Raw genomic sequence first — 12,274 nt, forward strand, 5'->3', positions numbered from 1 at the left:
CCTCTTTCTCTTTTATTTATGAATGCGCTTTCAATAATTACCAAACTGTCCAACCTCCATCTACAAAAACTGTATTTCCAGTCATCATGTCTGAAGCATCAGATGATAATAACAAAACACTTCCAAACAAGTCATTTTTCTTTGCAAGCTTGCCTAATGGTATTTTGTCTATTATTTCCTTTTTAAATTCTTGATTTTTGAACCATGTTTGTGTAAGTTCTGTCTCAATAAACGTTGGTGCGATAGCATTAACATTGATATTAAATTTTGACCATTCAATAGAAAAAGCTTTAGTTAACTGAGTGATGCCACCTTTAGTTGTTGAATATACTGATCTATCAAAATAACCAACGAAAGCCATTTGTGAACTGATATTAATGATTTTTCCTTTGTTTAACTTTTTCATTTTTTCTCCGATGTACTTAGTGAAAAAATATGTGCTTTTCAAATTTATATTATTTTGGATATCCCAATCATCCACACTTACTTCTTCAATGGGTTTAGGTATGTTAATTCCTGCATTATTAATTAATATGTCAATCTCTCCAAAGTCATCATTAATTTTATTCGCTAAACTCTCTAATTCATCAAAATTCGTTAAATCGAATGGATATATTTCAACTCGACTTCCTGTATTAGAAAGCTCGTCTTTTAATTTTTGAAGTTGGGTTTTACTTCGAGCTATTAGTGCAGTATTAGCACCATTTTCATTCATTAATTTCGCTATTTCTTTGCCTATTCCTTTGCTTGCGCCAGTAATTACAGCTGTTTTTCCTTCAACTGAAAAGATGTTTTCTACTTTATAATTTATCATTAAGTTATGTCACCTCTTTTCTAGCTTCAGCAGTAGTTTTTCTTAATTTAAGTTGTGGTTTTATGAGTATATCTACTTTTTCTTCATTAGATTTATCACTGATTTTTTTCATTAATTTTTCAATTGTTAATGTAGCCATTTTTTCTTTTTGTTGGGCAATAGTTGTAAGTTGGATAAATGAATTTCCAGAAATATCAATGTCATCACAACCTATAACGGAAATATCTTCGGGTATTTTCAAACCTTCTGATACAGCTGCTTCCATAACTGCTAATGCCATATTATCTGTTGAAGAAAAGTAAGCAGTAGGTGGATTATTGGAATTCATTAATTTTTTTGCAAAATCATATACTTTTTTATATTCCAATTTATCCATGTACATTATTTCTTCATCAACTTCTAAATTATAGGTGTTGATTGAAGATAAAAATCCTTGTAACCGATCATAAAATGTTGAATATCTTAATGGTCCAGATATGTAAGCAATTCTTTTATGATTTAATTTCACTAAATGTTCGATTGCCATATTTGCTCCTAAAAAGTTATCTAATACAACATGACTATTGTAACCATCTTTATAAATCCTTCTATTATAAGTTATAATCGGAAAGTTTTTATCAATTAAATTGACGATTATGTCATTAGTCATTCTTGTAGAGGCAACAATGATACCATCGACTCTTTTAGCCATTAAACTGTCTATTGATTTTTTGAAATTTTCTTTATCGCTTTCAGAATCTATTATGATAACTTCATAGTTATATTTTCTAGCTTCTCTTAAAATGATATGGGCAGTTTCTGAATAAAATGAATTAGAGATATTTTCTATTATTAAACCAATAGTATTGGTCTTATTGTTAGCTAAACCTCTAGCAATCTCATTAGGAGAAAAACCCAATTCTTTAATAGCATTTAATACTTTTTGTTTTGTCTCTGGTTTAATATATGGATAATTATTTAATACTCTCGAAACGGTGGACTGCGATACATTAGCTAATTTCGCTACATCATAAATACTAATTTTATTCATATGACCCTCCTTTTTTGAAAGCGCATTCAAAACTTAGTTGTAATATACATCACGTCCGACAATATTGCAAATGGTAATTTTAATTATAATTTTACAATGCATAAGTTATTTAATTTTATATTTTAGTAATATAGTTACTTTGTTTTTTTCAACCAATCACTTTAAATACACTTTTGAAATATTTAATAGGTTTCTTTAAGCATGAAAATGTATATATATTAAAATTGAATTATGTATTTATATAATGATTAAAAGAATAATTATTTTTATTATGTATATGGTTTACTCGGTACCACTTTTACAATTTACTTTTAAATAGCAAAAGAGCTTGAAACGACTTTTTAAAGTTATTTCAAGCTCTTTTTATCTATTCTTTATTTTGTGATTTTTACTTTCCCTACTGAATTGTCTTTACTTTTTGCTGCTACTTCAAATTTTAAACCATGTTTTGGCACTAAGACGCCTGCGTCTTCTTGCCCTTTATTTGAATAGTCTTGGCTATCATCGAATAATGGATTTTTCTTCGTTTTATTATCGTGTAGTTCGTATCCTTCTTCATTTTTTAATTTTAATTTTGGTTGGTGATCTAAACTAAATGCTGCATCTCTAATTTGGAATTGCGTTGCTGCCGGGTCATCTTTGAGACCTTTTTTCTTCCAGTTTAATGTGTTTTGATCTGCATCCACTATACTTATAAATCCTTGTCCTGGATGGTCTTTTACATTATTATCAGAAAAGCTTTTGTCTACGTACCAAACTGTTAATCCGGTATTATAAGCCATCGTTCCGCCACCGCGTTTAATGTTCTTTAATCCTTTGTCTGGTCCAGTATAGTTTCTCCATTGTAATAAGTAATAATTTTCATCGTAGCGATTTCCATCACTTTGGGTAAATCCTTGTAGTTCAAAATCAGATTCACTTTCTGCATCATCGTTTAATATTTCTTTTCCATCTTTTGATGTTACTTTAATTTGGTCGATAAACCAGCCTGGATATGTTTCATATTTATCTGTTACGTATGAAAAGCGCAGTTTAATCTTTTTACCATCGTATTTCGATAAATCGAATTTAGCATCTTTATACTCGTTAGATTTACCGTCTATACCGTTACCTTGGTTTTGTCCGCTTCCTTCTGGATCATCATTGTTTGTTATATTGCCTTTAATATTCTCCCAATTTTCACCGTTGTCTGTTGATACTTGTACGTAACCATAATCAAATCCTTGTTCAATATCGTACCAAGTTTTGAAGTTTAACTCGCTTGTCTTAGCTGAAGTTAAGTTTAAATCTGTTTCCATCGAATATTGTGTATCATCTTTCGCGCCACTCCAATATGCTTGCTTACCTTGTACAGGTTTTTGGAGCAGAGTTGATTTGTCAGGAAGATTAACTTTTATTGCGTCGTTATTCGTACCTTTCGTTGCTGCTTCATCTATTAACTCTGATGTTTCACCTTTAAATTCACTTGCATTAATTTCACTTCCCGTTTGCCAATTACCACCGTGTTGTTCTTGCAACATTTCTTTCATATATGGATCAAACCCAGTAGGTTCTGTTCCTGGTATTGCACCAGCCCAACTACCTGAAGACATAATTGACCAGAATGATACCGGCTCACCTTTACCTGTATATTCTGTGTCATATTCGTCTGGTAATCCTAAGTCATGTCCGTATTCATGGGAAAATACGCCGGCTGCCCCATCTTCTGGTTGTATCGTATAATCAATAGCTGCTAACTTACCATCAAATTGATCTAATCCTGAATTAGTTCCTGGTATTGTATAAGGCTCACCTTTTTCATCAAAATCAAGCGACCATCTATGTGACCAAATTGCATCTGTTCCAAGTTTACCACCACCTGATTCTTCACCTGGACCAGAGTGCACAATCATAATATGATCGACAATTCCATCTTTTTCATCATACACTCCATCGCCATCTATATCATCACGATCCCATTGGTCATAATCACTTAAATCGATACTAGGGTCTTTCGCTGCTTGTTCCAACGCTTCTTGCACTAATTCTTTCGGTTTACTATCGCTACCACCTTCGTCTGGTGCGTTATCACCATAATAACTAGCTGGGTGTTTTGCTTTATACCAACCGTGTACTTGACCATCTATATCATAGCTGCCACCTGATTGATTTTGATAATATTGCTTCATACTCATCAAGTTTTTACCATTTGGGCCTTTATATCCTTTCTCTCCAAACACCATATCTTGAAAATGAGAAACAGGGTATTCGTCATAATACATATCTGTTTCATCTTTTGTAATAGAGCTATTTGGATAATCTGGAAATTCCATTGCTATAACTAGTACTTTATCTTTACGAACTTTACCAGTATATTTTTCTTCTTGAACTTTATCTACTCGCTTACCATTATTCTTTTTCTTATACATTTCTTTTTCATTTTTATTCAATTGACCTAAACGTTTACCATTATTACCTTTTTTATATCGCTTATCAAAAAGTCCTTTATTAGGTATGTATTTTTGATGATATTGTTCTCCTTTACCATCCATATATCGTTTTAATCTTTCTTCTTTTTCTTCAGGCGTATTCGTAGATTCAATAACACCTTCTTGTTCTAAAGTTTCAAGTAAACGATCTTCATTTGGTGCCACTTGGTGAGCAGAAGCGCCTTGTGATAAAAAAGGAAGTGCTATTATTGTGCTTAAAGAAACACAAGTTAATTTTTTAAACCATGAATTCACTAAAAATCCCCCTTATTTGTGTAATATAAACATATTATATACAATAACCCATAAAATAGTAATGAAAAATTCAAATAATTCAAATAATTATTTTTAGTATATAAAAATAATACACCTCCATATTAATTCGTTATTATACGAAAAAATATGGAGGCGCTTTTATAGATTAAAATTTGATTTTTATTCCACTATAAATTGATGTGCTTTTAAATCTCTAACAGCATTATCTAGAATCTTTTCAGTATGCGCTGAAATCGTATGCAAATGTACATTGTCCGTTAAATGAGCTAACATTTGTCCTTCAAATTTATTCATTGCATGTATAAACTTATCTAAATCGTCTTGTGTTTCTATCATTAAGTTTGCTTTTATATTCCCATACACAGGATGATCAATTGCCACATCATCAATCATCGCCCCATTATCTATAATTAATTGTAGTTCTTCTTCCATTCTTTCATTGTTATGCTGGCATACAATAACACGTTTATACGCTTTACCTTGAGGCGTATTATTAATCACATATCCTCTGCTTGTAGAATTAATAATATGTTCTTGAGATTTGAGAATAGAGATATCTTTCACAATAATTTGTCGTGAAACACCAAATTGTTGGCTCAACTGTTTACCACTAATTGGCTCATTTGTTGATTCGAGTAACTGCAGAATTGCTTTCCTGCGATTAAAGGGATTATTCATGTCGCTAGTCTCCTCTTAAGATTGTTTTTAAATGTTCAAAGCAATTATCTATATCTGCTTTTGTCGTATATTTACTAATTGAAAAACGAATATATTGGTCATACATCTTTTCTGCTATTGTATCTATTTTAACTTGTAAACCGTCACTTAACAATGCTCCGTGACCACAAGCTGTACCTGTCGATATACATATATTTCTATTAGATAAGTATTGCATAATATATTGCCCTTCAAACTTTGGAGAAAGTAAAGCTAAAATATGAGGTGCTTCCTCATTGTATACTATGGGTGTAAACCTTAATTCGACAGCTTGATTCAATAAATATTGCTTCATTTTCTTCATATGATTAATATCATCATCAATCGATAATGCTTTTGTCATGGCTACAATACTTGGTGAATCTATCGTGCCATTTTGTGTATTCATCTCATGAAAGTAATAATCATTTAATAGTTTTACATATTCGTGGTTTATTAACAAGCTACCCGAGCCCTTAGTTCCGTGAAATTTATGACTAGAAAAAGCATATGAAGTAAACAATTGAACGTTTATATCTTCTAATTTATGAACAGCTTGAACGCCATCAACATGTATAGGAATATGATTTTCCATTGCAATGTTACTCAAATCATTTATTGGCAAAATATACCCAGTCTCTGAATTCACATGTTGTGCAATAATAAGAACAACTTCATCTGTTACCAATTTTGTTGTTCTCTCCACATCAATTTCTCCGTTACCGTCTAAAGGTAAGTCTAAAATTTCGAATTTCGACTTATACATTTCTAATGCAGCATATATAGAAAGATGCTCGTATGGTGATACAAGTATCGTTCCTCTTTCTTGATATTCTAAATAACTACGTATTGCAATTTCATTTGCATGAGAACCGCTTCTTGTAAAAATAACTTCCTTATCAGTTTCAAAATATTTTTTAATATATTGTTTACATGATTCTAATAACTGATTTGTATGTTGTCCACCTATATGTAAACTCTCTCCATTATAAAACGCTTCTCTTTGAACATCTTGATACACACTTAACACTTCATTATCAGGTATCGTAGTTGATGCATTATCTAAATAAATCATTTCAAAACTCCCCTTGTTATTTATCTTTACATGTGTCAATATAATGTATATAAAATATAACATATATGTAAAGTAAGGTGTAAACTTGAGAAAAGTTATAGTGATAGGTTCAGGAATTGCTGCATTATCAGCCATTAAAGCCTTAGGTCCAAATGTCGAAATTCATTGTATTACGAAAGATAAACTTAATATGCATAATAGCAATTTAGCTCAAGGCGGTATTTGTTTTTCAAAATATGAAAATGATTATGGGAACGCACATATACAAGATACATATACTGCTGGAAATGAATTAGGTGATTTAAGCATCATCCAATCAATGATTCAACAAAGCCATAACATTATCCAAGAGATGATAGATGATGGCTTAAATTTTGATAAAAAATCCGAACAAACTTCTTTAGATTTTGCTATGGAAGGTGCTCATTCGAAAGCACGTATTCTACACATAGGAGGCGATCAAACAGGTTCTTATATTACTAAATATCTCATTCAACATTTACCGTCAGAAAATTTAACTATTTACGAAGAAACTGAAGTGATTGACTTATTAAGAGACGTTTCACATGAAATATCCGGTGTCGTTGCGCTTGATAAGCATGACAACAAATTAGAAATCATCGCTCATGATGTGATTTTAGCTACTGGTGGTTACAGTAACTTGTTTCCTATCAATTCTAGCGCGTCTCAAACAATAAACTCAGGTCATATAGTTGCATATCATAGCAACATCCATCTAAGACATATGGAAATGATACAATTTCACCCGACTTTACTAGGCACTATCAACGAAACATATGGCTTAGTTTCAGAAGCAGTAAGAGGGCACGGCGGTATATTAGTCAATGAAATTGGTCACGAGTTTATGAACGACTTACATCCGCTTAGTAGTTTAGCACCACGAGATGTGACGAGTAGAGCTATTTTCCAGCAACAAAAAGAAGGTCACCAATGTTATATCAACATAAAACATATTGAACACTTCCCTACTAGATTTCCAACGATATATAAAAATCTAGTTAAACATTTTCCGGATGCATATCATAATCAATTGATACCTGTTTCTCCAGGTGCACACTATACAATGGGTGGCGTTAAAGCGCATTTAGACGGTACAACTGAAGAACCACACTTCTATGCTATTGGTGAAGCCAGCAATACAAATTTTCATGGTGCTAATCGATTAGCTAGCAATTCACTTTTAGAAGGTCTTGTTATGGGAAACCTTTGTGGAAGAAAAATAAAAAATACTCCAATAAGAGAAATACAAAGCATTCAACTATGTAGGTTACAAATACCTCTCATTACAGCACAAGATTTTCATGCGTTACAAAATCAAAGTTTTGAAGTATTAGGTATAGAACGTAATGGTCAAAATATTCAACGTTACTTAAAAGATATTCAACTTTGTCTTAGAAATTCAATGGTTACAGATGAATGGAATAAAGAAAATTGGCAAAGGTATGTAGAAATAAAAACTTTAGAAATGGTAAGTTTATCAGCTTTAAATAGAAATGAATCTAGAGGTGTTCATTTTAGAACGGATTACCCGCATAGCCAACCTCAATTACAAACTATTGATATAGAAATCATAATGGAGGATAAATTTCATGCTAAACAAGTTGTATGTCCAAGAAAAGCTCAAACAATTTTACCTTGAGGATAATCATTATGGTGATTTATCTTCAAGTGTTTTTGATTTAAATCAAAAAGGTGAATTAACACTTATCAGTAAAGCTCAAGGTATTTTTTGTGGAGAAACTATTATTCAAGAAAGCTTTAAACTAATTGAAAGTAATGTTCATACGAATATATTAGTTAAAGACGGTGAAATTGTAGAAAAAGGACAAAAAATCGCAATTATAAAAGGTTCTATCACAACTTTACTTACGATGGAACGCATCACTTTAAACTTAATACAACGCATGTCAGGCATTGCCACATCAACTCATCACATCGTACAAAAAGTTCAAGATACAAATGTTAAAATAGTTGATACAAGAAAGACAACACCGGGTCTCGGTATGTTTGAAAAACATGCTGTTCACGTAGGCGGTGGATACAACCATCGTCGAACTTTAAATGATGGATTGATGTTAAAAGATAATCATATTAGTTTTAGCGAATCTATACAAGACCTCGTGTCAAAAGCAAAGCAACTAGTCGGTCCAATGGATAAAATTGAAATCGAAATAGAAGATATAGATTCTTTACAAGAAGCAATTAAATCAGAGGTAGATATCATTATGTTTGATAATTGCAAACCTGAATGGATAGCACAGCATATTCAAGATGTACCTAGTCATATTAAGACGGAAGCTTCTGGAAACATCAATATTGATAATGTTCTAGAATATGCTCAAACAGGTGTTCATTATATTTCGGTAGGTTCTTTATTTTACAATCAACAAGCATTAGACATTTCAGCAAAGGTGGTTATTTAATTGTTTAATCCTACAATAGAAAAAGCACAGTCTATACCAGATCAATATTTAAATATGACAACCGAACAACTAGAAGAGAAAATACGAACAATCAAAGCTAAATTAGGTGACCAGTTATTTATGCCAACACACCATTATCAAAAAGATGAAGTCGCGCAGTTTGCAGATATAATGGGAGACTCTCTAGAACTAGCAAGAATATGTAAAGAAAATACAAAAGCTAAATATTTTGTATTTAACGGTGTACATTTTATGGCTGAGACTGCAGACATACTAACGCACGATAATCAAAATATATATTTACCAGATTTATCTGCAGGTTGTTCAATGGCAGATATGGCAAATATCGACCAGGCATTATATGGCTATGAAGTATTAACACAGCGTTTAGGTGATAACATTTTACCTCTTACTTACGTTAACTCTACAGCAGCTATTAAAAAATTTGTAGGAGTAAATGGTGGTTCTTGTGTGACAAGTGGCAATGCTGATAGCGTTATAGAGTGGGCATTGGACCAAGGTAAGCGTATTTTATTTTTACCTGATCAACATTTAGGTCGCAATACAGCATATAAACTAGGAATAAACCTTGATGAAATGGCAGTTTGGGACCCTATTCAAAAGGTATTAGATTATGATGGCAATGAAGATAATATTAGAATTATATTGTGGAAAGGTCATTGTTCCGTTCACGAAAAATTTTATTCAATACACATTGAACAAGCACGTAAAAAAGATCCAGATGTAAATGTCATCGTACACCCTGAATGTCAATTCGACATTGTTCAAATGGCAGACTACGCGGGGTCTACTAAATATATTATCGACAAGATTAAAAACGCTCCAAAAGGCTCTAATTGGGTAATAGGAACTGAAATGAATCTCGTTAACCGTTTAAAAACAACATATACTGATATCACCATAAACTCACTTAATCCACTTATGTGTTCATGCTTAACGATGAATAGAATCGACTTACCACATCTAGCATGGTGCCTAGACAAAATACAACAAGGTCATCTTGAAAACATCATTAAAGTTGATGAAGAAACAGCATATTATGCAAAGCAGTCATTAGAACGTATGCTAAGTATCGTTTAAGATTTAACTCATATATACAGGGTATAGTTACAGTGAGGTGATAGAAATGGATAAAACTGAAATCCAAGATAAAATTGAAAACATTTTAAATCAATCACGAGTAGGTGTATTATCTACAGCTCATCATAACGTACCAAACAGTCGTTACATGATGTTTTATAACGACGATTTGACACTATATACAAAAACAAGCAAAGAAACGACAAAAGTTGAAGAATTCAGAGATAATCCGAAAGCACATGTATTATTAGGATATAATGAAACAACGAACCATAGCTTTTTAGAAATAGATGCTGACGCAGAAATTATAGAAGATCAAGAAACAATAGATTGGTTATGGCAAAACCAAGATAAAACATTCTTTGACTCTAAAAAAGATCCAGATTTATGCGTTATAAAGATTAAACCTAAAACTATAAAACTTATGAATGATGACGATGTAGAAACACCACAGGTTATCACTCTATAATAAAGCTTTTATATTAAATAAAACCTGAAAAATCTTTTAAGATTTTCAGGTTTTTTATTACTAATCACTTCAAGTAACTACGCGTCACAATAATGTTTAACAAGTATAGAAATAATATATGGCCCACTATCCAAATAACATGTTCATTTAAGCTATATTGAAATATATCCCTTTCTGACATTTTTATAAGAATTGGATATAAAACAGTAAATATAATAAAGAGAGTTGTTAAAAAAATAATTTTCAATTTATTGAAATTAACGTAAATAACAATAGTGATAATTACTATTATGAAAGTAGTTAAAAAATGATAACTCAATTCTTCTATTAAAGTTATATTTTGATAATTTCTTACAAAATCTACGTTTAATAACAAGTCAGCAGTATGGTAATGTGTTATTAAATCAATAATTACGAATAAAAAATACGTAATACATGTAAGTATTAAACTGATAAATAATGGCATTATAATTAAACGTGCTTTACCCATTCATACATCTCCGATACACAAAACAAAATTTTAAATCATTAGACATTGAGCCTCTTACTACTCTGCTTATTATATTGATTTATTCTTTTCGGCCTCACACTTTTATACCATTTTAAACACATTAAAAATATAATAAAGAGTTCTATTACATCTCCGCCATAGTACATGACCATTGCGCCTTTTTCTGCTTGATTCGTCTCTACCCCTGAAGGAGGATAAGGATAAAATGACTTAGATAATATTTGGTGCAAAGTGACTGAAATCATCATAACAATAGCCCTGTAACGAAATGAATAAGGATTTCGTACTGGATCTATATATAGCATGATAGACGTAAATAAGTATCCTGCTAGAAAAATATGAATATGAACTAAATAATAAATTAAAGCAGAATGATGCATGTACATGAATAAATCAGTCCTATACAATAACCATAAACCGCCAGTATTTAAGACAAGTGCTGTTACTGGATGCATTATAAATTTGACGTAACCAGTATTCATAAACGAAGTTAATTTTCTCGCGCTTTTTGTAGGTAATGATTTTAATAACAACGTTATCGGAGCTGCAAGCACCATTAAAAGGGGTGCTAACATTCCTAATAGTATATGCCCATACATGTGGTTAATAAAATGATGATGCATTAAACCCGCCATTGGTTCAATCATTACAATTGAACCACTACAAACACCAATTACCCATAAACATGTTCTATAAAATGGCCAACTTCGTTCTTTCAATGACATTCCAATATACGAACCAATTAAGGATAACGCTATGATAACAATAGGCAAAGAATTAAGAATTATCATGCTTTATCATCTCTCTTTTTCGAGACATTAAATACCCAACGATAATCATTAAAGAACCTGTAACAATCCAAACTATATCATAAGTAATGACATTATCTACGTAGCGAATTTGGTGCATTCTCAAAATTTTATGATTAATAATGCCGTCATATACCTGGAATGTGCCCATTCCCATTAATACTCGACCAATCCAAAATATCCAATTCGTGCTGAATTTCCGTCTCGCATCTGCCAATAAAAACAAACCAAAAATAATAAAAAATCCACACATTGCGTTTAACACACCATCAGAAAATAAGCCTACTTCTCTCGTCATTTGATCATAAAAATGATGCCACTGTAAAAACTGATGAAAAACCATTTCGTCTATAAAACCCGCTAAACCAAAGCCAAACATAAGTCCGGACCACCTATGTTTTTTATCGTAAAGTTGGCGTTCATTATGCATCAAAATACCCCCTCGAAAATAGCTCTTATTCTAACAAATACCCTCATATGTTTAGCGTAATCTCTCTCTATTTTAAGAATACTCATCTAAACCATTCGAATTGCTGTACAGGAAACTGTACAATAAAGTGAATGATATATAAATCGGTAAG

General features: G+C 31.7%; 11 protein-coding genes. 4 read left to right on the forward strand and 7 right to left on the reverse strand.

From position 1 onward, the window contains the following. Positions 1-37 precede the first annotated feature (37 nt). The 5 genes from ACO6VN_RS11025 to ACO6VN_RS11045 form a co-directional block, all read right to left on the reverse strand. Positions 38-814: an SDR family NAD(P)-dependent oxidoreductase gene (locus ACO6VN_RS11025; protein WP_194200340.1), complete on the reverse strand. Its 777-nt coding sequence runs from the start codon at positions 812-814 to the stop codon at positions 38-40. A gap of 4 nt (positions 815-818) precedes the next feature. Next, positions 819-1,844 (reverse strand): LacI family DNA-binding transcriptional regulator, encoded by a 1,026-nt coding sequence (locus ACO6VN_RS11030; RefSeq protein ID WP_194200339.1) that lies wholly within the window; start codon positions 1,842-1,844, stop codon positions 819-821. A 374-nt stretch (positions 1,845-2,218) separates the two neighbouring features. Continuing rightward, positions 2,219-4,567 carry an immune inhibitor A domain-containing protein gene (locus tag ACO6VN_RS11035; protein WP_422404665.1) on the reverse strand — a complete coding sequence of 783 codons (2,349 nt, stop codon included), beginning with the start codon at positions 4,565-4,567 and terminating at the stop codon, positions 2,219-2,221. A 180-nt stretch (positions 4,568-4,747) separates the two neighbouring features. Then, the gene (locus ACO6VN_RS11040) at positions 4,748-5,266 is read right to left on the reverse strand and encodes a transcription repressor NadR (RefSeq protein WP_103269222.1); all 519 of its coding nucleotides are present in this window, start codon (positions 5,264-5,266) and stop codon (positions 4,748-4,750) included. A gap of 4 nt (positions 5,267-5,270) precedes the next feature. Then, the gene (locus ACO6VN_RS11045; RefSeq protein ID WP_422404666.1) at positions 5,271-6,359 is read right to left on the reverse strand and encodes a cysteine desulfurase family protein; all 1,089 of its coding nucleotides are present in this window, start codon (positions 6,357-6,359) and stop codon (positions 5,271-5,273) included. A gap of 85 nt (positions 6,360-6,444) precedes the next feature. Between ACO6VN_RS11045 and ACO6VN_RS11050 the strand changes: the two genes are divergently transcribed. From ACO6VN_RS11050 to ACO6VN_RS11065, 4 genes are read left to right on the forward strand one after another with little or no spacing between them, the layout of a single operon-like run. After that, complete coding sequence (locus tag ACO6VN_RS11050) at positions 6,445-8,019, forward strand: L-aspartate oxidase (protein WP_194200336.1); 1,575 nt, start codon at positions 6,445-6,447, stop codon at positions 8,017-8,019. Then, positions 7,970-8,803: a carboxylating nicotinate-nucleotide diphosphorylase gene (nadC, locus tag ACO6VN_RS11055; RefSeq protein ID WP_194200335.1), complete on the forward strand. Its 834-nt coding sequence runs from the start codon at positions 7,970-7,972 to the stop codon at positions 8,801-8,803. Before ACO6VN_RS11050 ends, nadC begins: the two co-directional genes overlap by 50 nt. Then, positions 8,804-9,904, forward strand: coding sequence for a quinolinate synthase NadA (gene nadA, locus ACO6VN_RS11060; RefSeq protein ID WP_422404667.1), 1,101 nt, complete (start codon positions 8,804-8,806; stop codon positions 9,902-9,904). 46 nt (positions 9,905-9,950) lie between these two features. Continuing rightward, a complete protein-coding gene (locus ACO6VN_RS11065; RefSeq protein ID WP_017000040.1) occupies positions 9,951-10,373 on the forward strand; it encodes a pyridoxamine 5'-phosphate oxidase family protein in 423 nt (140 codons plus the stop codon). A gap of 528 nt (positions 10,374-10,901) precedes the next feature. Here ACO6VN_RS11065 and ACO6VN_RS11070 read toward each other — a convergent pair. Both ACO6VN_RS11070 and ACO6VN_RS11075 read right to left on the reverse strand, forming a co-directional pair. Further along, positions 10,902-11,675, reverse strand: coding sequence for a cytochrome c oxidase assembly protein (locus tag ACO6VN_RS11070; protein ID WP_422404668.1), 774 nt, complete (start codon positions 11,673-11,675; stop codon positions 10,902-10,904). Then, complete coding sequence (locus ACO6VN_RS11075) at positions 11,662-12,123, reverse strand: DUF2243 domain-containing protein (protein WP_017000043.1); 462 nt, start codon at positions 12,121-12,123, stop codon at positions 11,662-11,664. Before ACO6VN_RS11075 ends, ACO6VN_RS11070 begins: the two co-directional genes overlap by 14 nt. Positions 12,124-12,274: the final 151 nt, after the last annotated feature.

It is taken from the genome of Mammaliicoccus sp. JADD-157 (assembly GCF_049310805.1).
Classification (GTDB): Bacteria; Bacillota; Bacilli; order Staphylococcales; family Staphylococcaceae; genus Mammaliicoccus; species Mammaliicoccus lentus.

Bases quoted from the DNA above. Each gene is read 5' to 3' on its own strand.
- ACO6VN_RS11065 (WP_017000040.1), top strand. From the start codon at position 9,951: ATGGATAAAACTGAAATCCAAGATAAAATTGAAAACATTTTAAATCAA.
- ACO6VN_RS11045 (WP_422404666.1), bottom strand. From the start codon at position 6,359: ATGATTTATTTAGATAATGCATCAACTACGATACCTGATAATGAAGTG.
- nadC (WP_194200335.1), top strand. From the start codon at position 7,970: ATGCTAAACAAGTTGTATGTCCAAGAAAAGCTCAAACAATTTTACCTT.
- ACO6VN_RS11040 (WP_103269222.1), bottom strand. From the start codon at position 5,266: ATGAATAATCCCTTTAATCGCAGGAAAGCAATTCTGCAGTTACTCGAA.
- ACO6VN_RS11030 (WP_194200339.1), bottom strand. From the start codon at position 1,844: ATGAATAAAATTAGTATTTATGATGTAGCGAAATTAGCTAATGTATCG.
- ACO6VN_RS11025 (WP_194200340.1), bottom strand. From the start codon at position 814: ATGATAAATTATAAAGTAGAAAACATCTTTTCAGTTGAAGGAAAAACA.
- ACO6VN_RS11070 (WP_422404668.1), bottom strand. From the start codon at position 11,675: ATGATAATTCTTAATTCTTTGCCTATTGTTATCATAGCGTTATCCTTA.
- ACO6VN_RS11075 (WP_017000043.1), bottom strand. From the start codon at position 12,123: ATGCATAATGAACGCCAACTTTACGATAAAAAACATAGGTGGTCCGGA.